The following is a 24988-nucleotide window of genomic DNA, read 5'->3' on the forward strand; positions in this document are numbered from 1 at the left end:
GCTGATCCGGTCGGGCGGGTCAGATCGATTTGAGATGGGTGACCGTGCGCCCGCCACCGGCCGTGCCGGTGTTGACCGTGGTCGCCGGTTCCAGCAGCACCACCTCGCAGGGCTCGTCCAGCGCCACCGGGCAGTGCTCCACACCATGGGGCACGATGATGAACTGGCCGGCCGCCACCTCTTCGTCGCGGTCGCGGAATTTCATCAGCAGCCGGCCGCGGGTCACCAGGAACAGCTCGTCTTCGACCTCGTGGCGGTGCCAGACGAAGGCGCCGGACAGCTTGACCAGCTTCAGATGCATGTCGTTGATCCGCCCGCCGATGCGCGGGCTCCAGCAATCGTCGAACCCGGCGAAGGCGCGGGCGAGGTCGACGGTGCCGGCGGCGGAGGTCCGCCCCTCGGCTTCGGCCAGCGCCTTCAGCGCGGCGCCGAGCTGGGCTGAAAGCTCGGGGGCCGCCCCGGCGAAACTGCCCTCGATCGCGGCGGTGCCGATGGTGAAGCCGGCGGCACCGGCCGCGACCACGGCTGCCACCGCCGCCGGGCTGTCGATCGATCCGGCCACGATCACCGGCTTCGGGCCGATGGCCGCCACCACTTTCGCGATCAGCCCCGCGGCATCGCCCGGCCGGCGCCAGGCCAGCAGATCCACGCCCGAGACGCCATCCATGGCGGCCAGCCGGGCGGCATCGGCCACGATCTCGTCATCGCTGCCCGACAGCATGCTGGGATGGCCGGACACCGCGCCGGCAAAGGGCATATAGCGCAGGCCGTGGCCGGCGATCACCGGCAGCACCGCGTCCGGATGCCGGCCGCCGAGCAGCAGGTCGACGCCCAGATCGACCGCCAGCCGTGCCGCCGCCGCTTCGGCGGCGGGATCGAGAGAGACCATCTCCAGCACGCTTTCGGCGCCCGCGGCCTTGATGCGGGCATGAAGTGCCGCCAGACCGGTGCGGTCAAGCCCGACATCCTTGAAGCCGATCCGGCGGATGCCGAGCGCGGCTGCGGCGTCGACCAGGGCGTCGGCCCCGGCAACGGTGGCATCGTTGCGGGTTGCCATGAAGATCAGGCGGTCGGACATGGGGTCAGGCTCCGGTTCGGCTGTCGGCCGGCTGGCGGGATGCCGGGGCGGCGGGATGGCTGGATGCCGGGCACAGGCGGCGGGCGCAGGCGATGGCGGCCAGCAGCGGCGCCGGATCGGCGATGCCGCGGCCGGCGATGTCGAAGGCCGTGCCATGATCGGGGCTGGTGCGGATCAGGTCCAGCCCCAGCGTGACGTTGACCGCAGCATCCAGCCCGTCGAGCTTGGCCGGGATCATCGCCTGATCGTGATACTGGGCGACCACCACGTCGAAGCGGCCGCGGCGGGCCTGAAGGAAGACGGTATCCGCCGGCCAGGGGCCCGAGGCATCGATGCCCTCTGCCCGGGCGGCCGCGATGGCCGGTGCCAGGATCCGGGCTTCGGCATCGCCGAACCGTCCGCCATCGCCGGCATGGGGGTTGAGGGCGGCGACCGCCACCCGCGGGGCCGGAATGCCGAAGGCGCGTGCCCCCTGATCGGCGGCCCGGATGGCCGCGAGTTCGGTGTCGTGATCGAGCCCGGCCACCGCCTCGGCCAGCGCCATGTGCAGGGTTGCCGGCACCACCCGCAGATCCGGGCCGGCCAGCATCATCGCCGCAGGCCCCCGGCCGGCATGGGCCGCCAGCAATTCGGTATGGCCCGGCCAGGGCAGCCCGGCCAGGGCGAGCGCCGCCTTGTTGATCGGCGCGGTGACGATCGCGGAACCGCGTCCCGCCTGCACCAGCCGCACCGCTGCCAGCACCGCATCCACCGCGGCCCGCGCCGCCGCGGCATCGATCCGGCCAAAGCCCGGAAGCGGATCGAGCCGGCCGCTTTCCACCAGCCTGATCACCCCCGGACCGGCCGCCCCGGCCAGGGGATCGGTGACGATATCGATCCGCATATCGGGGGCCACGAGCCCGACCGCCCGCGCCATCACCCGGGCATCCCCCACCACCACGACCGGCAGCGGCCGGGCGGCACCCGCCAGCGCCTTCACGATGATCTCGGGGCCGATGCCCGCCGGATCGCCCATGCTGACCAGAACCGGTGCCGTCTCTGCCATCTCTCTCGCCCTTCGTGCCTGCTGCGGTGTCGGCCTCAGTCTAGCGGCGGGGCGGGCGGGGAAAAGCGATGGGTTCCGACCATAACTGGTGACAAAAGCTGACGGGTTTTGCTGTGGAAATGCGCTCGTCGGGCCTAAGCTTGCATCGCAAGCAACGGTGAGACGCCCAGGCAAAAATGAAACGATCCGAAATCCCCTCGCTCGACGATCTGCGCGCCTTCGAGGCGGTGGTGCGGCTGGGGGGTGTGCGTGCGGCGGCGGAAGAGCTGGTTCTGACCCATGGTGCGGTCAGCCGGCGGATCGGCAAGCTTGCCCGGGATCTGGGGGTGCGGCTGGTGGAGCCCGAGGGGCGCGGCATCCGGCCCACGCCTGAAGGGGCGGTGCTGGCCGCGGCGGCGCATGCGGCGCTCGATCAGGTGGGTGAGGCGCTGGCGCGGATCCGCGGGGCGGCCGAGGGGCCGGTGGTGCTGTCCTGCGAACGCTCGATCGCCATGCGCTGGCTGATCCCGCGGCTCGGCCGGTTCGAGGCGGATCATCCGGATCTGCGGGTGCATCTGTCGGTCGGTGGCGGCCGGCCGGATCCTGGAACAAGCGGCGCGGGGCTGGCGCTCGGGTGGCTGGCCCTCAGGCGGCTGGACTTTCCGGTCGAGCCGGGCTGGATCGTCGAGCCGGTGGTCGAAGAGGCGATGGGGCCGGTGGCGACGGCGGTTCAACTGGCGGCCTTCAGGGATGGGGATTATGTGGCGCTGGGGTCCACCACCCGGCCGCGGGGCTGGGCCGACTGGCTGGCCCTGCATCCGGCGGTGCCGCAGCCGCGCGAGATCCGGCTGTTCGACCATCATGTGCTGGCGGCCGAAAGCGCCGTCGCAGGGCTTGGGGTTGCGCTCTGCCCGCTGCTGGTGGTGGCCGACGACCTTGCGGCCGGGCGCCTGACGGCACCCGAAGGGTTCGCCGCCGACGGCTCCCGCTACGGATTGATCCGGCGCGGGACGCGGGGGGTGCCGTCGACGGCGGTGGCCCGGCTCGGAGACTGGCTGAAATCCGAGCTGGACCAGACGGTGCGCGAGGCTCAGGCGGCGAGCAGCTCCGCTTCGGCAAAGTCGTAATTCGCCAGATTGTCCAGGAAGTTGGTCACGTAATCCGGACGCCGGTTGCGGAAGTCCAGATAGTAGCTGTGCTCCCAGACATCGAGGCCGAGCAGTGTGCGGCCGTCTGCGGCCGAGAGCGGGTTTGCGGCATTCGGGCTCTTCGAGACGCCGAGCCTGCCGTCGGGCTTCAGCACCAGCCAGGCCCAGCCCGAGCCGAACTGGCTGATCGCGGCGGCGCGGAAGGCCTCTTTGAAGGCATCGAGGCTGCCGAAATCCTCCGTGATCTTCGCACCCAGCCGATCGGGCATGCGGCCGCCGGCCGGGGCCAGGCTCTGCCAGAAGATGATGTGGTTCCAGTGCTGGCCGGCATTGTTGAACACCGGCGCCATGTCCGCGCGCCCGGCCGAGAGATGGATGATCTCTTCCAGCGACTTGCCCTGCAGGCTTTCATCCCTGGCGACGAAACCGTTGAGGGCCGTGACATAGGCCTGGTGATGTTTGCCGTGATGGAGTTCCAGCGTCTCCTGGCTCATGCCGCGGGCGGCGAGGGCCGTGGTGCTGTAGGGCAGGGAGGGAAGCTCGAAGGCCATGGGATCCGGTCCTTTGGTGTGTCGCAATTAAGATTGCGACTCATTATTAATATCAGGTCGGATTGTCCGTGGCGCCTGGGAATATGTCAAGCGATGGCTTGTGATATCGCCGGTTCAGGCGGCGGGGCCGGCTGCATCCGGCGCGGCACCGGGGCGGGCCTCGATCCGGTTGCGCAGCAGTTCCAGCATTTCGGCCTGGTGGCGGGAAATGGTTTCGAGGTGCTCGATGCGCAGCTGATCGATCTTTTCGTGCAGCCGCATGATCTCGAGTTCCGCCTTGAGGTTGACCTCGTAGTCATGGGCGGCGGCGATGCGGTCCTTCGCCGCCTGGCGGTTCTGGCTCATCATGATGATCGGCGCCTGGACGGCGGCCAGCATCGACAGCATCAGGTTCAGAAAGATGAAAGGATAGGGGTCGAAGGCCAGATGCCAGAGCTGCAGCAGCCCGGCATTGAGCACCATCCACGCGACCAGCACGCCGGTGAAGCTCAGGATGAAGCCCCAGGACCCGCCGATCGCCGCCACCCGGTCGGCCAGCCTTTCCCAGCGGCCGGATTGTTCATCGGCGAGGTCCGAAACATCGCGGGAGAGATGGGTGTGCCGCGCGATGCCGGCCAGCACCCGGCGCTCTTCGGGTTCCAGGGCATCGGGGGTGCTGCCGAAATGGCGGCGGGCCAGTTCGGCAATGTCGATCGATTTCAGCGGATGGGGGGTCTTCATCGGGCGGCGTCTCCGGGGTCATGCACCGGCCGGCCCGTCTGTCGGGTCGGGAACCGGTGCATGACGAGACTGCCGGGTGCCGCGGGCGCCGCCAAGCGGCAAAACCATGCCGCCGGCGGCGAGGCCGTGGGTCAGGCGCTGCGGCGCAGCGGTCCTGCGCTGTCCGGGGCCAATCGGGCGGTGAAATGACGCAGCACCCTGGGCTCGTGCACGAAACCGAGCCCGGTAAGGTCGTGGGCACGGTCCTTCACCCGGATCAGGGCGTCGGCCACATAGTCCATATGGTCGTTGGTATAGACCCGGCGCGGAATGGTCAGCCGCAGCAGTTCCAGCTTCGACGGCTTCTGCTGCCCGGTTTCGGGGTCGCGGCCAAGCAGCAGCGATCCGATCTCCACCCCGCGCACGCCGGCTTCGACATAAAGCGCATTGGCCAGCGCCTGGGCCGGGAAGCGCGCGGGCGGGATATGCGGCAGCATGCGGGCGGCATCCACGAAGACCGCATGGCCGCCGGTCGGCGCCTGGATCGGCACGCCGCCTTCGATCAGCCGCTGGCCCAGATGGGCGACCTGGGCGATGCGATAGTCCAGGAAGGCCTCGTCCACCGCCTCGTCCAGGCCGACCGCAAGCGCGTCCATGTCGCGCCCCGACATGCCGCCATAGGTCACGAAGCCCTCCATCGGCACGCAGAGCGCCTGGACCTCGGCGAACAGGGTGGCGTCCTCGCGCACCGCGCACAGCCCGCCCATATTGACCATCGGATCCTTCTTGGCCGACATGGTCAGCACGTCGCCTTCGGCATAGATCGCGGCCACGATTTCGGTCAGGGCCGCATCGCGCCAGGCCGGGTCGCGGCGCTTGATGAACCAGGCATTCTCGGCGAAGCGGGCGCTGTCGATCACCACCGGAATGCCATGGGCGCGGGCCAGCGCCGCGGCGGCGCGGATATTGTCCATCGCCACCGGCTGGCCGCCGGCGCTGTTGCAGGTGATGGTGACGATCACGCCGGCGACATTCTCAGGCCCGGCCGCATCGATCCCGGCCGCCAGGCGGTCGAGATCGAAATTGCCCTTCCAGTCGAAGGGCCGACCGGTGTCGTAGGCGGCCGGCGTCAGCACATCGACCGCGCGCCCGCCCGCGAGTTCGACATGGGCGGCGGTGGTGTCGAAATGATGGTTGGACAGAAAAACCGGCCGCGCGGCGGGGTTGCCCGACCGCGCGCGGGCCCGGGCGATCAGCACCGGGAACAGGATCTGCTCGGCGCCGCGGCCCTGATGGGTCGGCACCACATGCCGATAGCCGAACAGCCGCCGCACCGCGGCTTCCAGCCGATAGAAACTGCGGCTGCCGGCATAGGCCTCGTCGCCGGTCATCATCGCGGCCCATTGGGCATCGCTCATCGCACCGGTGCCGCTGTCGGTCAGCAGGTCGATATAGACATCCTCGGCGCGCAGCAGGAACAGGTTGTGGCCGGCCTCTTCCAGGGCGGCGATACGGTCTTCGCGGGTGGTCTGGCGGATGCGCTCGACCATCTTGATGCGGAAGGGTTCGGGAATGCGGGTCATCTGATCGCGATGTCCTGACAAGCCGCCCGCCGCGGCATCACGCAGGATGCGACGGGCGGTGGGTCGTAAAGCTGTTGGACAAAAAGTGTGGCCGGCCCGAAATAGCCGCCTGCGGGCGCGATCAGGCCCGCGGGAAATCATAGGCGAGGACGATGTCCTGATTGTACCAGGCCTTGGCGCGGTCCGCCCGGCGGGCCGCGCATGACGGCGCGCCCGTCCGCGAACCGTTGCCGGTTCGACGGGAGCACCGTCTCCACGAAACCACCACCATCGGCATGGCGACCTTCCCAATCCGGGGGCACTGCTATCGCAAAGGTGGCGACGGAATGCGATCTCTGTCAAGGGGCAGGACAGCATGTTAAAACCGTGAAGCGCTGCCGTGAGATACAAGGACCATGACATATGGCGACGGCGACCGGTCCGGATAGCGGAATACTTCGCCCTCGTCGGCTGCGTCGGCCGGGGCTCAGAACCCTTCTCGCCGTCACGATGGCCGGGCTCGCCCTGACCACGGTGGTTCTGCTCGCCCTGGTGGTGGCAGAGGTGGCCGGACGGCGGCAGGCGGCCGAGATCGGCGACGGTCTGGACGAGCTCGCCTTCCAGATGAGCGACAAGCTCGACCGCGCGATGTTCGAACGCTGGCGGGACATCCGGATCATCGCCGCGCGGCCGGTGCTGCGGGGCGACGACACCACCGCCAAGCGGGTGGCGCTCGAAATCCTGCAGCAGACCTATCCCGATTACGCCTGGATCGGCTTCACTGATCCCCAGGGCAGGGTTCTGGCCTCGACCGGCGGCCTGCTCGAAGGCGAGGACGTCTCGGCGCGGCCGTGGTTTGCGGGCGCCCTCAATGGGCCCTTCGTGGGCGACGTCCACAAGGCCCTGCTTCTGGAACGGCTGCTGACCAACCCCGATCCGGGCACGCCGCTGCGCTTCGTCGACGTCTCGATGCCGGTGATGGCCGAGGGCGGGCTGATCGGCGTCGTCGGTGCCCATCTGTCGTGGAGCTGGGCCGACGACATCCGCCGGTCGCTGATTGCGCCGGGGGAAAGCCGCAGCGGCACCGACATTCTGGTCGTCGACAAGGATGGCGCCGTTCTGCTCGGCCCGCGCGCGCTCGAGGGGCAGAAACTCGATCTGCCGGGCCTGGCTGCGGGCACCACGGATCCCGGGCCGCGGGTCGAGACCTGGCCCGATGACGGCCGTGCCTATCTGACGGCCCTGCACCGCAGCCAGGGGTTTCGCGACTATCCGGGCCTTGGCTGGACGGTGGTGGTGCGTCAGCCGGTCGATCAGGCCCTGACCCCGGTCCGCGATCTGCGCCGCCTGATCCTGTGGGGGGCGGTCGCGATCGCGGCCACCGCCTGCGGCTTCGCGCTGTGGCTGGCGGCCCGCATCGCCTCGCCGCTCGACCGGTTGAGCCGGGCGGCCCGGCGGGTGGGGGAGACCAGCAGCCCCGACGAGGTGCCGCTCGACGGCGGCTATCGCGAGGTCCGGGACCTGGCCTGGTCGCTGCAGCGGATGATCGCCGCGCTGACGCAGAAACAGGAGGAGCTGGTCCGCGCCAATCTCGGGCTGGAGGCGCGGGTCGCCGAGCGCACCGCCGAGCTGACCGCCGAGATCGCCGAGCGCCGGAAGGTGGAGCAGGAGCGCGAGGATCTGATCCAGCGCCTGAAACAGATGGCCGAGACCGATTTCCTGACCGGGGTGATGAACCGGCGGTCCTTCTTCGACATCGCCGGTCGCGAGCTCGCCGCCGCCCGGCGCTATGTCCGCGCGCTGGCCGTCATTGTGCTCGACATCGATCACTTCAAGCGGATCAACGACCGCTATGGCCACGGCACCGGCGACGAGATCCTGAAGGGTGTAGCGAAACGGCTTGCCGATGAAATGCGTGCCGGCGACATTCTGGCCCGTTTCGGCGGCGAGGAATTCGTCATCCTGCTTCAGGAAGCCGATCAGGACGCCGCCGTCGCCACGGCGGAGCGGTTGCGCACCGCGCTGGCCGACAGGAGTTTCGGCCTGATCGACGGCAGCTGCCTGACGGTCACCGCCAGCCTGGGCCTGGCGACCGCCGATTTCGAGACCGGCAGCATCGACGATCTGATCACCCGCGCCGATGCGGCACTTTACCGGGCCAAGGAAGCCGGCCGGAACCGCGTTGAGGTGGGGTGAACCCGGTGTCATGTCATCGGCGCATTGCGTCGACTGCGCCGACGGTTCACCATACCGGGCAACGACCGGCCGGCCGGCGCATGGGGTGCCGGCGCGTGCCGGCACCGGAGGAACCGCACGCCATGACCGCCGACGACACCGCCTTCACCTTGACCGCGCCCGACGGCCACGAGATCCGGGTCCGGGCCTGGCTGCCCGAGGGCACGCCCCGGGGCGTGGTGCAGCTTGCCCATGGCATGGGGGAGCATATCGGCCGCTATGACCGGCTTGCCCGCCGGCTGACCGCCGCCGGCCATGCGGTCTATGCCGCCAATCATCGCGGCCACGGACCGGCGGCGGCCGAGGCCGGCACGCTCGGCGATTTCGGGGCGGCCGGTTTTGCGGCGCTGGTCGACGATCTGGCGGTGATCGCCGCCGATCTGGGACGGCGCCATCCGGGGCTGAAGCGGGTGCTGGTGGGTCACAGCATGGGCTCGTTTGCCGCCCAGGCCTTCATGACCCGGCATCCGGGGGCGGTGGACGGTGTGGCGCTGTCGGGCACCACCGCGGTCGACATGCTGGGCCAGGCCGCCGCCTCGGGCAGTTTCCGGCTGGAAGACCTGAACCAGACCATCCCCGATGCCCGCACCCCCTTCGACTGGCTGAGCCGCGATCCGGCCGAGGTCGATGCCTACATCGCCGATCCCTTGTGCGGCTTCACCGTCGCCGAGGCCTCGTTCGGCTCCATTTTCGAGGTCTGCGGCCCGATCTGGCAGCCCGAGGCGACCGCGCGGCTGGTGCGCGACATGCCGCTGCTGCTGTTCATCGGCGATCGCGACCCGGTCGGCGGCGACATGGTCTGGTTCGATACGCTGGTCGGCCGCTATCGGGCGGCGGGCCTGGCCGATGTCTCGGTCCATGTCTTCGGCGGCGCCCGTCACGAAACCCTGAACGAGACCAATCGAGACGAGGTGATGACGGTGCTGGGCGCCTGGATCGACCGGGTCACCGCCGCCTGAACCGTCAACCCAGACATCATCAACCCTGGCATCATCAACCCCGGCGGGTGCGGCGATAGTCGTTGGGGTCGATGCCGTGGCGCTGGAGCTTGTCGTAGAAGGTCTTGCGCGGCAGGCCCAGCGCCTGGATCACCGCCTTGACCTCGCCGTCATGCAGCGCCAGCGCGGCGCGGATCGCGCCTGCCTCGAACCGGTCCACCCGGCGGGGCAGGGGCAGATCCGGGTCGTCGCCCGGCCCGGCCGCGCCCGCGGGCAGGGGGCCCGAGCCCGGTGCGGTTTCGGCCGGGAGCCCCAGCGCCACCCGTTCGGCGAAATGGGCCAGTTCGCGGACATTGCCCGGCCAGTCATGGGCGGCGAGATGGCGATGGACGGCATCGTCCGGCGCCGGCACCGGCCGGCCGAAGCGGGCGGCCGCGCGCTCCAGGAAATGGGCGAACAGCAGCGGCACATCGCCCCGCCGCTCACGCAGTGGCGGAATGCGGATCGTCACCACGTTCAGGCGGTAATAGAGGTCGTCGCGGAACCGCCCCTCGGCCGCTTCCTGCAACAGGTCGACCTTGGTGGCGCCGATCACCCGAAGATCGACCGGCCGGATGTCGTTGGTGCCCAGCGGCTCGACCGTGCGGGTCTCCAGCACCCGCAGCAGCTTCACCTGCAGGCTTTTCGGCATGCTCTCGATCTCGTCGAGGAACAGCGTGCCGCCATCGGCATGTTCGATCCGCCCGACCCGGCGGCGCTGGGCACCGGTGAAAGCGCCGGGTTCATGACCGAACAGCTCGCTCTCGATCACCGTCTCGGGCAGGGCGCCGCAATTCAGCGCCACCAGCCGGGCGGTCCGCCGCCGGCTGCCGGCATGCAGCGCGCGGGCCACGACCTCCTTGCCCGATCCGGTTTCGCCCAGCACCAGCACGTCGACATCGGCGGCGGCGACCGCCTGCACGGTCTCGCGCAGCCGCTCCATCTCGGGCGTGCGGCCGATCAGCCCCAGCGCCGCCTCGGCGTCCAGGGCGGCCTTCAGCCGGCGGTTCTCCATCACCAGCCGGCGCAGCCGCGTGGCCCGGGTCACCGCATCTACCAGCGCCTCGGCCGGATAGGGTTTGGACAGGAAGTCCTGGGCGCCGCGGCGCATCGCCTCCACCGCCATCGGAATGTCGCCATGGCCGGTCACGAAGATCACCGGCAGGTCCGGATCCTGTGCCCGCAGCCGGTCGAACAAGGTGAGCCCGTCGATGCCCGGCATGCGCATGTCGGTGACCACCACCCCTGGAAACTCGCGGTCGACCAGCGCCAGCGCGGCCTCGGCCGAGGCCGCGGTCAGCACGTCGAACCCGGCCAGGTCCAGGGTCTGGGCATTGGCGATCCGGACATCGTCCTCGTCGTCGACGAAGACCACCTGTGGCAGCTCGCGGGTCATCCGGCCTCCGGCAGATCGATGATGAAGGTGGCGCCGCCCGTCGTCGCGGGCGGCTCTGCGGCAAGCGTGCCGCCCATGTCGCGTACCAGATCGGCCGAGATCACCAGCCCCAGCCCCAGCCCGTCGGGTTTGGTGGTGCGGAAGGGCAGGAACAGGGCCTCGCGGATATCGGGCGGCAGCCCCGGCCCGTTGTCCGAGACCAGGATCCTGAGCCGCGCCGTGCCGTCCCCGGCAATGGTGCGCGCGACCCTTATGGCGATCCGCGGTGTCGGGCGCCCCTCGACCGCGTCGATCGCATTGCCGATCAGGTTGACCAAAACCTGTTCCAGCCGCACCCGCTCCGCCACCACCCGCGCCGCGCCGGTCTCTGACGGGATGTCGCAGACCAGGTCGATGCCGGCGGCCCGGATCCGGTGGCCCAGCAGCAGCAGGGCGCCGTCGATCGCCTCCGTCACCAGCACGGGTCTGGGGGCGGTGCCGGCCTTGCGGGCGAAGCCGCGCAGCTGGCCGGTGATCGTGCCGATGCGCGTGGTCAGCTCGCCGATGCGGGACAGATTGGCCAGGGCGGCATCGGCCCGGTCGCGCTCCAGGAAGGCGCGGGTATTGTCGGCGAAGGCGCGGATCGCCGCCACCGGCTGGTTGATCTCGTGGGCGACGCTGGCGGCGATGCGACCCAGCACCGCCAGCCGCCCGGCCTGGATCAGATCGTCCTGCAGGCGCCGTGCGGCGGCCTCGGCCTGGCGGCGTTCCTCCATCCCGGCCTCGAGTGCCGCATAGGCGCGGGCCAGATCGGCGGTGCGGTCGGCAACCGCCGCCTCCAGCCTCTGCCGTTCCAGGGCGGCGCGGGCGGCCCGGCCTTGCAGCTGCTGGCGGCGATACAGCCCGGCGGCCGCCAGGGCCGCGAGCAGGGCGATGCCGGTGCCGGCCAGCGCGCGTGCATCGGCCACCGCCCGCAGCATCGCCTGGTCGGCCGGGGTCATCAGATGCAGGGTCCAGCCGATTTCGGGCATGGTCAGGCTCTGATGCAGCAAAACGGCATCATCGACGCGCAGCAGCGCCTGATCGCCGGCCGCGGGCGCGAAAGGCAGGGGGTCGAGCGGTGCATCGCCGTATTGCAGCCCGGCGCGGATCGCGGCCCGCATCTCTTCGGGCAGCGGCGTCAGGCTGCGGAAGCGCCAGCCGGCGACCCCGCTGACCAGAACCACGCCGCGGGCGTCGGTGGCGAAGACCCGTTCGGGCGCGCCGGCCCAGATCGCCTCCAGCCGGTCGAATTCGATCTTCACCACCATCACGCCCAGCCCAGGGCGCGGAACGGGGCCCCGATCGTCGTCGATCCGCCGGGCCAGATACATGCCCGGGCGATGGCTGACCGTGCCCATGGCGAAATGCTCGGCGGCGCCTTCGGCCATGGCCACGGCGTAATAGGGCCGGAAGCCGTAATCATTGCCCACGAAGCTGACCGGCGTCGCCCAGTTGCTGGCCGCCAGCGTCAGACCGTGATCGTCGATCAGGTAAATCACCGCGGCACGGGTGGCGCGGGTCAGCGCCTCCAGCTTGCGGTTCAGCCGGTCGCGGGCGCCGGTATCCTCCGGTGCCCGCAGCACCGCAAGCGCATCGGGATCGCGCGCCAGCACCACCGGCAGGGCGCGCTGCTTGTCGATCTCGGCGCCCAGCGTCTCGGCGTTCAGCGACAGCGAAACCCGCCCGGCCTGGCCCAGATCGGCCAGAACCTCGTTCCGCGCGATCCGCCCGGCCTGCCAGACCACAAGCCCGCCGATCACCAGCCACAGGCAGACGAATGCCGCCCAGACCCGGATCCGTCTCCGGCGGATCAGGCTGGCATCGGCGGGCCCGCCGGTGGCGGTGCCCGGGGGTGTGGGGGCGGCGCGGTCGCTCATGGCGCCAGTGTCCGACGAATCGCGTCCGCGCGCAAATCCACACATTGTGCGGAAATTCGCCAATTTCGCCGCCAATCCGGGCGGAGATCCGCACACTTCACGCAAAGTCCGATGGCGCATGCCGGGTATTCCACCAGGGAATTCAAGGATTTGTTCGTCCTGGTGCCGGCTGGCACGCCGATTGCCAACAGCGGCCTCCGGGTCCGCCGGCAGGGGATGGCGGGCCGGATTCCAAGATCGGCCGGCGCCGCACGCCGGCGAAAACCCGGAGGAGGACGCCGGCGATGGCACAGGGTCTCGCAGGGCAGGGCGCGCAGGCAGGCGCGGCCCGGCCGAAGAAAATTTATCAGCACCTCTACGTCCAGGTCCTGATCGCGGTGGCGGCAGGCATCGTGCTCGGCCATTTCTATCCGCAGCTGGGCGCGGATCTGAAGCCGCTCGGCGACGCCTTCATCAAACTGGTCAAGATGATCATCGCCCCGGTCATCTTCCTGACCGTGGTCACCGGCATCGCGGGCATGAGCGATCTTGAGAAGGTCGGCCGGGTCGGCGCCAAGGCGATGATCTATTTCCTGGTCTTCTCGACGCTGGCCCTGATCGTCGGGCTGGTCATCGCCAATCTCGTCCAGCCCGGTGCCGGCATGCATATCGACCCGGCCAGCCTGGATGCCGCCGCGGTCAAGGCCTATGCCGACAAGGCCCATGACCAGACGCTCATCGGCTTCCTGATGGGCATCATCCCGGCCACCGCTTTCAGCGCCTTCGCCTCGGGCGATATTCTGCAGGTGCTGTTCTTCTCGGTGCTGTTCGGCGTCGGCCTGTCGATGATCGGCGAGCGCGGCGCGCCGGTGCTTGGCTTCCTGAAGATCACCACCCAGGTCGTCTTCAACATCGTCCATATCGTGATGAAGGTCGCACCCATCGGTGCCTTCGGCGCCATGGCCTTCACCATCGGCAAATACGGCATCGGCTCCATCGCCAATCTGGCGATGCTGGTCGGCACCTTCTACATCACCGCCCTCTTTTTCGTGCTGGTCGTGCTGGGGGCAGTCGCCCGTGCCAACGGCTTCTCGATCCTGCGCCTGATCCGCTACATCAAGGCGGAGCTGCTGCTGGTGCTGGGCACCAGTTCCTCGGAATCGGCGCTGCCCTCGCTGATGGAAAAGATGGAAAAGGCCGGCTGTTCCAAGCCCGTCGTCGGCCTGGTCGTGCCGACCGGCTATTCCTTCAATCTGGACGGCACCAACATCTACATGACCATGGCGGCGCTGTTCATCGCCCAGGCGACCGACACGCCGCTGGGGCTGGGCGATCAGATCCTGCTGCTGCTGGTGGCGATGTTGAGTTCCAAGGGCGCCGCCGGCGTCACCGGATCGGGTTTCATCACGCTGGCGGCAACGCTGGCGGTGGTGCCCAGCGTGCCGGTCGCCGGCATGGCGCTGATCCTGGGCGTCGACCGCTTCATGTCGGAATGCCGCTCGCTGACCAATTTCGTCGGCAACGCCATGGCCGCGATCGTGGTCGCGCGCTGGGAAGGGGAGCTGGACCGCGACCGTCTGGCGGCGACGCTGGAAGCCGGGCGGGTGCTGGATGATGCCACCGAAGCGGCCCACGTACACATGCCGGCCCCTGGCCTTGCCCGTCCGCTTGCAGGCCCGCCGATCGCGGGGACTCCGATCGCGGGGACTCCGATCGCGGGGCCGGCCGAGTAAGGCCCGTCCCGCCAGACTTGCCCCGGGGGAAGGGGGCACGCGGCCCCGCCGGGGCGCCATCCGTCGGGGGAGGTGGATGGCGCCGGGCGGGGCCGCAGCTTTTGTGCCGGTGCGGTTCGCCGTCCCGAAGGCTCAGGGCAGCTTCTGGGCGGTCTTCGCCGCGTCGCGATCGCGGCAGCGCTTCACCCAGTCCGCGACATGGGGCACGCCCGACAGATCCATGCGTGCCGCCGCCAGCCAGTGGACGATGGCCGAGACATTGAGGTCGGCCACGGTGAAGCGGCCGCCGACCAGCCAGCCATCGCCCTTGGCCAGGGCCTTGTCGAGCACGGCAAGCGGCCGGGCAAGGCTGGCTTCCGCCGCCTCGGCGCGGGCGGCATCGCGGGCTTCGCCGCGCAGCACCAGGCGGTGCAGCAGCACGGTCAGCGACAGCGCCTCCAGATCGGTGACTGCCCAGAAGCTCCACTGGGCCATCAGCCCCGCTTCGGCGGCATTGCCCGCGGCAAGCGGCCCGCCGTGTTTCGCGGCCAGGTAGAGGTTGATCGCCATGGATTCGGTGATGACCACGCCGTCGTCCTCGATCACCGGAATCCGGAGATTGGGGTTGAGGCGGGCAATGTCGGGGTCGCTCGCCGCGTCGGCGATCTTGACCGGGATGTGCTCGTAGGCGATGCCGAGTTCCTCGGCCATCCAGAGATTGCGCGAGGTGCGCGACGCGCTCATCCCGTAGATCTTCAACGTCATGACCCGTGTTTCCTCCGTCGGTCGGGTCCCCCGGCCTTGCGCGGGGGTATCGTGGACGGCAGGACGTTAGCACGAGCCGCGGGCCGCGCGCATCGGCGCAGGTGGCCCGCGGGCCGGGGCCGGTCAATAGGGCTGGTATTCCCTGAGCCGCGCCCGGCGGAGCAGCAGCTCGACCAGGGTTGCGCGCAGCCGGCTGGTGAAGGCCTCCAGATGGCCGCGGCGGAGATGCTCGGCCTCGTCGTTCTCCACTGCGATCGCCAGGCGCCGGCCGATGAGGGCCAGTTGATCCAGGCCGAGCAGGGCGGCCTGGCCTGCGATCGTCCGCGCATCGTCGGCCAGCACCACGGGGTCGGCGTCGTGGGTCATCCGGCGGATGCGGTCGGTGGCGGTGGCCATGAAGCCGTCGAGCATCTGGGCCACACGATCCTGGCCCATCTGACGCTGCAGCCGGTCGATCGCCGCCATTTCGTCGCCCACCGCTTCGACCGGCGCCTCGGGATGCGGCGCGGCGGCCTGCGGCGGTGCGGGCGGCGGCGCGCGGCGGATCCGGGTGTAGCGCTGCAGCATCTCGGCCAGTTCGGACAGCTGGACGGGCTTGGCCATATAGTCGTTCATGCCGGCGTCGCGGCATTGTTCCATGGCCGAATCGAAGGCATTGGCGGTCAGCGCCACGATCGGTACCCCGGCCAGCGTCGGGTCGGTCAGGCCGCGGATGGCGCGCGCCGCCTCCAGCCCGTTCATCACCGGCATGCGCATGTCCATCAGCACCAGATCGATGCCGCCGCGGGCGGTGATGGCCACCGCCTCGGCCCCGTCTTCCGCCTTTTCCACGATGCAGCCCAGGCGCTTGAGCATGGCGGCCAGAACCTCGCGGTTCATCTCCACATCGTCTGCCACCAGCACCCGCGGGCCGCGCCCTTCGGCGGCGGGCGGCGGGGATGGTGCGGCTTCCGGACGGTCCAGCGCCGTGGCCGCCCTGCCGGTCTTGAGGGGGGTTTCCGGCAAGGCGACCTCGAAGCGGAACAGGGCGCCGCGGGTGACGCTGTCGTCCAGTTCCAGCCGCCCGCCCATGGCGGCGGCCAGCCGCGCCGAGATCGCAAGGCCCAGCCCGGTGCCGGTTGCCGCGGTCGCGGTCTCGTCCAGCTGCGAGAAATCCTTGAACAGCAGATGCCGGCGCTCGGGCGGGATACCCGGACCGTCATCCTGCACTTCGAAGCGCAGCCACCCGTCCTGCCCCCGGCGGGCCCGCAGGATGACGCGGCCATGGGGGGGGAATTTGACCGCGTTCGACAGCAGGTTCAGCAGCACCTGCTGCAGGCGCATCGCGTCGGCGCGGATGGCGTGCGGCAGATCGGCCGCGGCATCGGTGATCAGAACCAGGCCCTTGGCCGTCGCCTGCGGGGCGACGACATCGCTGACCACGGTCAGCAGGCCGCGCAGATCCACCCCGTCGCGCGGCTGCAGTTCCAGCTTGCCGGCCTCGATCTTCGAAAAGTCGAGCACGTCGTTGATCACGCCCAGAAGATGCCGGCCGGCGCTTGCGATCATCTGCACCCGCTGGCGCGGCCCCGGGCCCACACCCGGATCGCCCAGCAGCAGCTGCGCCGCCCCCAGAACGCCGTTCAGCGGCGTGCGCAGTTCATGGCTCATGGTCGCCAGGAAGCGTGATTTCGCGAAACTGGCCCGCTCTGCCGCCTCGCGCGCGCTTTCCAGCTCGGCCGCGTGGCGTTCGCCGTCTTCGACCACCATGCTCCACAGCATCGCGAAATTGCTGCCGACATAGAACATGCCGGCCAGCGCCAGAAAGCCGCTCTGGACCCAGGTGCTGGCCAGCACGCTGTCCATGTCGGGGCCCGCCAGCGTCGCCAGCCCCCGTGCCAGGGTCAAACCGCCGAAAATCGCGAAGACGATCCCGGCAGCGTGCAGCGACGGCCGCGCCCGGCCCCGGATGTCGTTGCGGATCGCGACCACCGCGCACATCAGCAGCAGCAGCCCGGATCCGGTGGAATAGGAGACGATGCGCGCCTTCAGGTCGGGGCTGGCGATGGTGAAGGCGAGCACCAGCCCCATCGTCACCGCGATCACCGCAATGGCGGGCGGCATCAGGCCACGCCGCCCGGTCAGGCGTTCGAAACTTGTAAGGTAGAGCGCCGAAGAGACGAGCAGCAGGCCGTTTGCGGCCAGTGTGGTCGGCAGATCGCCGGTCGCGAGGTTGAAAGCCAGCACCAGCGAGGCGATCGCCCGCGCCGCATTGCCCGCGGTCCACCACAGAACATGGGCCGGACCGCGCCGTGCCGCACTGACCGCGGCGAATCCGATGGTCAGGGTCACGGTGATCCAGGCGTTGTAGATCGCCAGTGTGACGATGTCCATCTTCCGGCCCCTTCGGCGTGTACGTCCTTCAGATCCTACACTGTCCCGAAAAGGGGTAAACAAATCGCGTATATCGCGAGCCGTCAGACAGAAAATCGACCGGATACCAGCCGGCGCTCATCGGCCCCGAAAGCGTGCAGGCCGGCCGCACGGAGGGTGATCCCGACCCTGTCGCCGACGGGCGGCGCCGGCTGATGATGGCGGACCACGATTTCGTCGCCGTCATCGACCCGCAGATGCAGGATCCGGCTGTCGCCCAGCTCTTCGATCATCCGGACCCGGCCGGTCGTCACCGCATCGGGGGCGTCGGCGGTGGTGATCGCCAGATCCTCGGGCCGGATGCCGATCCAGGCGGTGCCCTGGGGCAGATCCCCCGCCGCGGCCAGTGCCCGGCCGGCGGCGCTGGCGGGGGAGGCGATGTTCATCTGCGGGCTGCCCAGGAAGCGGGCGACGAACAGGGTGTCGGGGCGGGTGTAAAGATCGTGCGGCGGGCCCGCCTGCTCGATCCGGCCGCGGTTCAGCACCACCAGCCGGTCGGCCAGCGTCATCGCCTCCACCTGATCATGGGTGACGTGGATGATGGTGGCGCCCAGATCGGCATGCATGGCGGCAAGCTCCACCCGGGTGCCGGCCCGCAATGCGGCGTCCAGATTGGACAGCGGCTCGTCGAACAGGAAGACCTTGGGGTCGCGCACGATGGCGCGGGCGATCGCCACCCGCTGGCGCTGGCCGCCCGACAGCTGGGCCGGCCTGCGGTCCATCAGCTCGCCGATCTTCAGCATGTCTGCGGCCCTGGCGATCCGCGCGCGGATGTCGGCGTCCGAGGCCCCGGCGATCTTCAGGCCGAAGCCGATATTGCGACGGACGGTCATATGCGGGTAGAGCGCATAGGACTGGAAGACCATCGAGACGCCGCGTTTCGCCGGCGGCAGCTGATCGACCCGGTCGCCGTCGATCAGGATCTCGCCCGCGCTCGGTGCGTCCAGCCCGGCGATCAGGCGCAGCAGGGTGGATTTGCCGCAGCCCGAGGGGCCGACCACCACGGTGAAGCTGCCGCGCGGCACGGCGAGGTCCAGCCCGCGCAGCACCTCGGCCGCGCCATAGCGGCGGCCGAGGCCGCGAAGTTCCAGCATGGGGGGCAGATCGTCGGTCATGAGCGCGCGTCAGCCTTTCACGGCGCCCGCCGTCAACCCGGCCACCAGACGGCGCTGGAAGACCAGCACCAGCGCCACCAGCGGCAGGGTGACCGTGACCGAGGCGGCCATGATCATCCCCCAGGGCAGTTCGTGCTGGCTGCCGCCGGTCAGCAGGGCGATCGCGACCGGCACCGTGCGCATGTCGTCGGTGAGGGTGAAGGTGAGGGCGAAGAGGAATTCGTTCCAGGCGATGATGAAGGCGATCAGCCCGGTGGTGACGATGGCCGGCCACATCAGCGGCAGGAAGATGCGGATCAGGATGGTGAAGGGGCCGGCCCCGTCCATGATCGCGGCTTCCTCGATCTCGACCGGCAGTTCGCGGATGAAGGTGGTCAGCACCCAGACCGTGAAGGGCAGGGTGAACAGCAGATAGGCGAGCGCCAGGCCCCAGAGCGAATTGTAGAGGCCAAGCCCGCGGATCAACGTGAACATGCCCGAGAGCACCGCCACCTGCGGGAACATCGAAACCGCGAGCACCGCCAGCAGGATCAGCCGCCGGCCGCGAAAGCGGATCCGCCCCAGCGCGTGGGCGGCGGTCAGGCCCAGTGCGGCCGAGGCGGTCACCACCAGCACCGCCACCAGCACCGAATTCAGGATGCTGCGCCCGAAGGCGCCGGTTGCGAACAGGGCCCGGTAGTTGCCCAGTTCGATCGCCTCGGGCCACCAGCGGATCCGGAAGATGCCGCTGCCGCTTTCCATCGAGGTCAGCACGGCATAATAGAGCGGGAACAGCGACCAGAGCAGCAGCAGGACGACCGAGAGGCCGAGGCCGATGGCGGCAAGCGGGGTGCGGCGGGTCATGCGCCCGCCCCCCCGTGCCGGCCGCCGGCCGCCGACCGGTCGGGGCGGAGCACCGCCAGCCACAGGATCGTGACCAGCCCCACCACCAGGAAGAGCAGGGTAGAGGCGGCCGAGCCATAGCCCATGTCCTGGAACTGGACCAGCTGCTGGCGGGCATGGACCGACAGCGTCATGGTCGCCTCGGCATTGCCGGTCATGACATAGACCAGATCGAACACCCTGAGCGCGTCGAGCAGGCGGAAGACCACCGCCACCGCCAGCGCCGGGCGGATCAGCGGCAGGGGGATGAAGACGAAGACTTTCCAGGCGGGGATGCCATCGACCCGGGCTGCCTCGTAACAGTCGCGCGGCACGGTCTGCAGGGCCGCCAGCATCAGCAGGGCGACGAAGGGCGTGGTCTTCCAGACATCGACCAGGATCACCGCCGGCAGGGCGGTCGTGGCATCGGCAAGCCAGGCCACCGGCCGGTCGATCACGCCCAGCGCCATCAGCCCGGCATTCACGATGCCGAACTGGTCGTGGAGCATCCAGGCCCACATCTTGGCCGAGACCACGGTCGGGATCGCCCAGGGCACCAGCACGGCGGCGCGCACCCAGCCGCGGCCGGGGAAGTCCGCGTTCAGCACCAGGGCCATGGCGATGCCCAGCACCGTTTCCAGCGTCACCGAGGCGGCGGCGAAGATCAGCGTATTGGCAAGCGCCCGCCACCAGGTCGGATCGGCCAGGATGCCGTACCAGGCCCCGTCATAGGCTTCCAGATAGTTGGCGAAGCCGACCAGGCCGTAATCGCCGGGGGCGGTGAGGCTGGCATCGGTGAAGCCGAACCAGATGGTGCGGGCCAGCGGCCAGACCGCGACCAGCGCCAGCACCGCCATCATCGGCGACAGGAAGATCGCCGCGGTGCGGGCGGAACCGCGGCTGGCGGTGGAGGCCCTCGCGCTCACCAGCGTCCGCCGCGCGACAGGCGGCCGAGATCGCGATCGAGGCGGGTGAGGGCGGCTTCGGGCGTCATCCGCCCGGCCAGCGCATCCTGGGTGCGTTGCCAGACGGCGGCCGACAGCCGGTTATAGGCATCGCCCGTGGCGCGGGACGGCCGGGCGACCGCCGTCTCGAAAGTCTGGTAAAGCTGGCCGAAGAACGGGTTGGCGGCCAGAACCTCGTCGTCCTTGTAAAGCGCGGGGATGGTCGGGTTGTAGGCGGCTTCGACCGCGCGGCGCTTCTGCTCGGCGGCGCCGGTCAGGAACCGCACCAGATCGGCCGCCTCGGCCGGGTGCTTCGAATAGCGCGAGACCGCCAGATGCCAGCCGCCCAGCGTGCCGGTGGTCTTGCCCTCGGGGCCTCCCGGCGGCAGGGCGGTGACGCCGACCTTGTCCCTGACGGGGCTGTCGGCGCTTTGCGCCAGGGCCCAGGCATAGGGCCAGTTGCGCATGAACACCGCCTTGCCCGACTGGAACACGCCGCGTGCGGCCTCTTCGTCATAGGTGAGCACGCCTTCGGGCGAGATCTTCCCCACCCAGGATGCGGCTTCGGTCAGGGCGGCCAGGGCCTTGGGGTTGTTCACCGTCACCCGGCCGTCGGCATCGACGATGGTGCCGCCGCCATAGGCGTCGATCCATTCCAGCGCATTGCAGGTGAGGCCTTCATAGGCCCGGCCCTGCCAGACATAGCCCCAGAGATCGGTCTGCCCGGCCGCGCGTTCCTTCTGCTGGATGTCGGCGGCGATGCGGGTGAGATCGGACCAGCTTTCGGGCGGCTGGTGGCCATATCGGTCCAGCAGATCCTTGCGGTAGTAGAGCACGCCGGCATCGGTCCACCAGGGCATGGCGACCAGCCGGCCGTCGACGGTGTCGTTCTCGATCAGGGCCGGGAAATGCTGCGCGGGAGCATCGCCCATATACGCCGACAGATCGACCAGATGCGGCGCCAGCATGCCCGGCCAGACCACGTCGATCTGCAGCACGTCGATATCGTCGGCGCCGGCGCCCAGGATCTGCTGATAGAGCGCGAAGCGTTCATTCGAGGAATTGGGGGTTGAGACGATCGCGACCGTGTTGCCGGTCGTCTTCTCCCAGGCGGCGACCCCGTCGCGGCAGAGCGACAGCTCGACACCGACCGCGCCGCAGGAAATGGTGAGCGAGACACCCTCGGCCCGGGCGTCCCCGCCGGTGCCGGCAAGGGCCGCCGCCCCCAGCAGCATGCCCGCCGCAACCGTGATGCGGCGCATGTCCCGCCGCGTCGTCATGACCATCGGTCCAGATCCGCTTCTGAATTCGCCGGTGTGCCCGTGCCGGCCTCGTCATCCTCCGAAACATCCATCGCGACCACGTGATGTCGCGCTCAACTCTGCGCACGACCAGCGGGGGCCGGGTCTTCACCCCCGTCTGGCGGACGGGGGCAGAGACCCGGAAATCTCACGCGGGCGATCCCTTTTGTTCTATCCCGATCGGGCGGAAAGTCCACCCTGTATCTGGTGTCCATCACCCGTGGATTTCGGCTTCGGATGCGCAAACACCCCTTCAAGCCCCGTGCTCTCGATCGTGGTGATGTCGCCGTCCCGAAGCGGTGAGGAGCCCTGCTGCCGCGTGATCATGCTCGTCGGAAAGGCAAGGGAAAGGGCGCGGCGCAGATGCGCGCCAGGTCCCATATGTCCGCGACCCGATATCGTCCGAAGCACGATCGCCGCCGGTTTTGCCGTCGGCAAACCCAGGGCGCGGCAGGCGAACAGGGCGCCCGCATCGAGATGATCATCCGCCTGGAGATCGATCAGCACCACAGCGTCGTCCGCTGCTGCGAAACGCGATGTAAGGCATCGCCAGCCATCTTCATCACGCGGCAGACCGCGCAGATCCATCAACGGGCCGCTGGCCGTCATCGCAGGCATGTCGACGCCCGGCAGCATGGCTCTGGCCAGAGCGGTCGCCTGCACAAGGTGACGTCTTCCCTGCGGGTCGGTCACGATTTCCAGTTCCAGCGCGGGGCCGCCCAGTCGTCGGTGCAAGGACGCGATCAGCGCCGGCAGCCCGGCGAGGGCAGCCGTGAAAACCGGTTCGGTGCAGGCGGTGACGGGGCCAGAGAAGCAGCACCGACGGTCGGCTGTGGCAAGATCGGCCATGATCCCACGCGGGCCGACATGAATGGTGCCGTCGGTTACGACGTCGACCCGGGTCATCATGACCAGTCCGGCGCCTGCCCGATCCCGGCGGAGTGGTACGCCCGCGAAGCGGAAGGCAAGCGCGGTATAGGGCTTCCACAGGCCGGCAATGCACCGCGCAAGGCCCTGCGCCAGACCATCGGGCGCCGCCTTGTCGACGAGCGCGGTGGAATCGATGCCCGGCATGCGTTCAGAGGCGCCCCCCGGCCAATGGAGGCTGGTGCGCAGGATCAGGCCGCTGCCGGTGTCTGACAGGCAGGTATCCGCCAGGCCGGGGTCCGGCAGAATTGTGGCCCGACCGGTCGCCTCTGTCAGTTCCCGAGCCATCATACGGCATGCCGCGAGCACGTTTGTCGGGGGCTGGTCAGTGCGCGCATATGGCGGCTGAGACCGTGCGAGAGCCCCGATCCGGCGCAGATGCGCAACGGTTGCGGAAGCAGGGATCGCGACGAAATCCGGCACCGTCCTGTCTCGTCCGTCGTCGCCGGCCGCCAGATCCAGAAGTGCGGCAGCCTTGGCGCCGACGATCTCTTCAAGGTTTTCCGTCATGACGGTTCCCCGCACCGCAGCAGCCGGACCAGCAGCGCATTCAGCGGCACGGCGATGTCATGGCGGGCTGCAAGCCGCGTGATGACGCCGTTGCGCATCGCCCATTCGGTGGGGCGGCCTGCCTGCCGGTCCCGGGCGATCGATGGCAGATGATCGCCGGCTCTGCTCAGGGCCTGCGCCATCAGCCGATTGCCGGGGGCCGGCTCGATCGCGGCGCCCTCGGCACGGGCCACGGCTGCGGCCTCGTCGATCAGGGCGATGCAGGCCTGGCGGGCTTCAGGCCCGCCGCAGCCTGCATAGCTGAGCCCGGTAAGCGTGGCGACCCCGCCGACCGCGGCATTCACGAGCAGTTTTTCCCAGGCGATCGTGATCCAGTCCCGGCTGGTGGTGACGTGGATCGGACCTCCGGTGAAAAGGTCCGCAACCCTCCGTCCATCCGGCCCCTCAGGCAGCAGGATCTCCGGGTGGCGGCCTTCGATGACAACCCTGCCCGCCGCCACACGCCGCGCCGCAAGCAGGAGCACGGCCGGGAGCACCCGCATCGTGGGCGGCAGCCCGGCTGCCTGCAATGCCGGCACGTGATCCAGTCCGTTTCGCAGGATCACGACCAGGGCATCAGGGGCTGCAACCTCACGAAGGCGTCGGATCGTACCGGCGTCATCGACCGCGCGCGTGGCGACCATGGCAACGGCGACCGGGGCCGCCGGCCTCTGGTCCGGGAGCAGAAGATCGGCAGTGATCGGATGCTCGGGTCCATCGACGGCCCAGCCGAGGACGTCAGGCACTCTCCGAAGGCAAAGCATAACCCGCCGGCCTGCGGCGTCGAGTGCTGCCGCAGCTGCGAGGCCGATGGCCCCGGCGCCGATGACGGCGACAACCGGGCCTTTCGTCGGAACCGGGCCTTTCATGGGAAGAGTTCCGGCGGCAGCGGCGTGCCGGGTGTCATAAGGGACATGGCGAGTGTCCATATCCAGGCCCCATGTCCGGCATCGATGTCGGGATAGTGATGTGGTGACAGAAAGACCAGAAGGCGCTTCAGAAAGAACGGCGCAAGGCGCTCCGCGATCCTGTCGTCGCCCGTCAGCCGGATATAGTGGCTGACCAGGCTGCGCCGCGCCAGATCATGGGCCCACCGGACGTCCGGGGGGCCGATCGCACCGAAGATGGCGTGGTTGACCAGCAGGCAGGCAAGATCATCCGCCGGGTCGCCGTACCCGGGGAGGCGCGCGCCGATGACCCTGATCTGATTGCCGGCCAGAAACAGGTTCCAGGGGTGATAGTCCAGATGGATCCGCGTCAGACGGTGCGGTCCGGTATCGAGCGTGATCCGCCAGGCGATCAGCGCATGTTCCACAGCGGCGCGTCGGCTGGTCGCCGCTGGCCCGAACCTTTGCGCCCCATCGATCAGTCTCAGGCTTGGGATCACGAGGCCGTCCCGCAGAAAGCGGGCATAGAGTGCCCTCTGATCGCCGGGTGGGGCCACGGCGTGAATTGCTGCAAGATGAGCGGCAAGTGCCGCCGAATCCCGACGAATTCCGGCCTCGGGGGTATCTGCGCGCAGGCCCGTCATCCGATCGGCATATCTCGTACCTTGCAGGCCCTCCTCGACCAGAATCAACGGCGCACCGGGCCGCAGATCGGTCCGGAGCAGGCCCTGGTCATCCGGGCTGGCCGCTATGGCACGGGCGTGGCCCGGAATGTTGTCATAGCCTGACGGACGCCAGAAGACCTCGCGTGCCCGATCGGCAGGCAGGGTCTCGGCATACAGGGCTTCGTCAGGGGCTTTCAGGAACAGGGTGCAGGGGCCGTCGCCCGACACCGCTTCAATCCGCAGGCTGTGAGTGATCCCGTGGGCCTTGACCGGATCGTGTTCTGACAGATTGACATGCCGCAC

The 24988-nt window shown here is 69.4% G+C and carries 20 protein-coding genes; 4 read left to right on the forward strand and 16 right to left on the reverse strand.

Going from position 1 to position 24988, the window contains the following annotated elements:
• Positions 1-19: 19 nt before the first annotated feature.
• Together CMO28_RS25060 and pdxA are read right to left on the reverse strand one after the other, a co-directional pair.
• Positions 20-1078, reverse strand: coding sequence for a cupin domain-containing protein (locus tag CMO28_RS25060; RefSeq protein WP_296718729.1), 1059 nt, complete (start codon positions 1076-1078; stop codon positions 20-22).
• Positions 1079-1082: 4 nt separating this feature from the next.
• Entirely contained in the window at positions 1083-2123 is a 1041-nt protein-coding gene (pdxA, locus tag CMO28_RS25065) for a 4-hydroxythreonine-4-phosphate dehydrogenase PdxA (protein ID WP_296718732.1), read from the reverse strand.
• 176 nt (positions 2124-2299) lie between these two features.
• On the opposite strand from pdxA, the gene CMO28_RS25070 reads away from it, so the two are divergent.
• Positions 2300-3229 (forward strand): LysR family transcriptional regulator, encoded by a 930-nt coding sequence (locus CMO28_RS25070; RefSeq protein ID WP_296718738.1) that lies wholly within the window; start codon positions 2300-2302, stop codon positions 3227-3229.
• On the opposite strand, the gene CMO28_RS25075 is transcribed toward CMO28_RS25070, so the two are convergent.
• The 3 genes from CMO28_RS25075 to CMO28_RS25085 all read right to left on the reverse strand — a co-directional run bounded on the left by CMO28_RS25075 (position 3193) and on the right by CMO28_RS25085 (position 6083).
• Positions 3193-3801 carry a superoxide dismutase gene (locus tag CMO28_RS25075; protein ID WP_296718741.1) on the reverse strand — a complete coding sequence of 203 codons (609 nt, stop codon included), beginning with the start codon at positions 3799-3801 and terminating at the stop codon, positions 3193-3195. The genes CMO28_RS25070 and CMO28_RS25075 overlap by 37 nt on opposite strands.
• 114 nt (positions 3802-3915) lie before the next feature.
• Positions 3916-4521 carry a DUF1003 domain-containing protein gene (locus CMO28_RS25080; protein WP_296718744.1) on the reverse strand — a complete coding sequence of 202 codons (606 nt, stop codon included), beginning with the start codon at positions 4519-4521 and terminating at the stop codon, positions 3916-3918.
• Positions 4522-4652: 131 nt separating this feature from the next.
• Positions 4653-6083, reverse strand: a complete 1431-nt coding sequence (locus tag CMO28_RS25085; RefSeq protein ID WP_296718747.1) for a tryptophanase — start codon at positions 6081-6083, stop codon at positions 4653-4655.
• Positions 6084-6485: 402 nt separating this feature from the next.
• On the opposite strand from CMO28_RS25085, the gene CMO28_RS25090 reads away from it, so the two are divergent.
• Positions 6486-8258 (forward strand): diguanylate cyclase, encoded by a 1773-nt coding sequence (locus CMO28_RS25090; RefSeq protein WP_296718750.1) that lies wholly within the window; start codon positions 6486-6488, stop codon positions 8256-8258.
• A 122-nt stretch (positions 8259-8380) separates the two neighbouring features.
• The gene (locus CMO28_RS25095; protein ID WP_014748128.1) at positions 8381-9256 is read left to right on the forward strand and encodes an alpha/beta fold hydrolase; all 876 of its coding nucleotides are present in this window, start codon (positions 8381-8383) and stop codon (positions 9254-9256) included.
• A gap of 34 nt (positions 9257-9290) precedes the next feature.
• Here CMO28_RS25095 and CMO28_RS25100 read toward each other — a convergent pair whose 3' ends face one another.
• Together CMO28_RS25100 and CMO28_RS25105 are read right to left on the reverse strand one after the other, a co-directional pair.
• Positions 9291-10670 carry a sigma-54-dependent transcriptional regulator gene (locus CMO28_RS25100; protein WP_296718756.1) on the reverse strand — a complete coding sequence of 460 codons (1380 nt, stop codon included), beginning with the start codon at positions 10668-10670 and terminating at the stop codon, positions 9291-9293.
• Positions 10667-12568, reverse strand: coding sequence for a sensor histidine kinase (locus CMO28_RS25105; protein WP_296718759.1), 1902 nt, complete (start codon positions 12566-12568; stop codon positions 10667-10669). The genes CMO28_RS25100 and CMO28_RS25105 overlap by 4 nt, the downstream gene beginning before the upstream one ends.
• A gap of 284 nt (positions 12569-12852) precedes the next feature.
• On the opposite strand from CMO28_RS25105, the gene CMO28_RS25110 reads away from it, so the two are divergent.
• Complete coding sequence (locus CMO28_RS25110; protein WP_296718761.1) at positions 12853-14280, forward strand: dicarboxylate/amino acid:cation symporter; 1428 nt, start codon at positions 12853-12855, stop codon at positions 14278-14280.
• A 132-nt stretch (positions 14281-14412) separates the two neighbouring features.
• On the opposite strand, the gene CMO28_RS25115 is transcribed toward CMO28_RS25110, so the two are convergent.
• From CMO28_RS25115 to CMO28_RS25155, 9 genes are all read right to left on the reverse strand, one after another.
• Positions 14413-15024 (reverse strand): glutathione S-transferase family protein, encoded by a 612-nt coding sequence (locus CMO28_RS25115; protein ID WP_296718764.1) that lies wholly within the window; start codon positions 15022-15024, stop codon positions 14413-14415.
• Between the two features lie 123 nt (positions 15025-15147).
• Positions 15148-17397, reverse strand: coding sequence for an ATP-binding protein (locus tag CMO28_RS25120; protein WP_296718767.1), 2250 nt, complete (start codon positions 17395-17397; stop codon positions 15148-15150).
• Between the two features lie 83 nt (positions 17398-17480).
• The gene (locus CMO28_RS25125) at positions 17481-18551 is read right to left on the reverse strand and encodes an ABC transporter ATP-binding protein (RefSeq protein WP_296718770.1); all 1071 of its coding nucleotides are present in this window, start codon (positions 18549-18551) and stop codon (positions 17481-17483) included.
• A 9-nt stretch (positions 18552-18560) separates the two neighbouring features.
• Positions 18561-19394, reverse strand: coding sequence for a carbohydrate ABC transporter permease (locus CMO28_RS25130; RefSeq protein ID WP_014748121.1), 834 nt, complete (start codon positions 19392-19394; stop codon positions 18561-18563).
• A complete protein-coding gene (locus CMO28_RS25135; protein ID WP_296718809.1) occupies positions 19391-20272 on the reverse strand; it encodes a carbohydrate ABC transporter permease in 882 nt (293 codons plus the stop codon). The genes CMO28_RS25130 and CMO28_RS25135 overlap by 4 nt, the downstream gene beginning before the upstream one ends.
• Before the next feature lie 62 nt (positions 20273-20334).
• Complete coding sequence (locus CMO28_RS25140; protein ID WP_062761909.1) at positions 20335-21642, reverse strand: ABC transporter substrate-binding protein; 1308 nt, start codon at positions 21640-21642, stop codon at positions 20335-20337.
• A 186-nt stretch (positions 21643-21828) separates the two neighbouring features.
• On the reverse strand, positions 21829-23094 hold the full coding sequence (locus tag CMO28_RS25145) for a hypothetical protein (RefSeq protein WP_296718776.1): 1266 nt from the start codon (positions 23092-23094) through the stop codon (positions 21829-21831).
• A complete protein-coding gene (locus tag CMO28_RS25150; RefSeq protein WP_296718779.1) occupies positions 23091-24062 on the reverse strand; it encodes a ketopantoate reductase family protein in 972 nt (323 codons plus the stop codon). The genes CMO28_RS25145 and CMO28_RS25150 overlap by 4 nt, the downstream gene beginning before the upstream one ends.
• Positions 23999-24913: a phosphotransferase gene (locus CMO28_RS25155; protein ID WP_296718782.1), complete on the reverse strand. Its 915-nt coding sequence runs from the start codon at positions 24911-24913 to the stop codon at positions 23999-24001. The genes CMO28_RS25150 and CMO28_RS25155 overlap by 64 nt, the downstream gene beginning before the upstream one ends.
• Positions 24914-24988: the final 75 nt, after the last annotated feature.

It is taken from the genome of Tistrella sp. (assembly GCF_002684955.1).
Lineage (GTDB): Bacteria > Pseudomonadota > Alphaproteobacteria > Tistrellales > Tistrellaceae > Tistrella > Tistrella mobilis.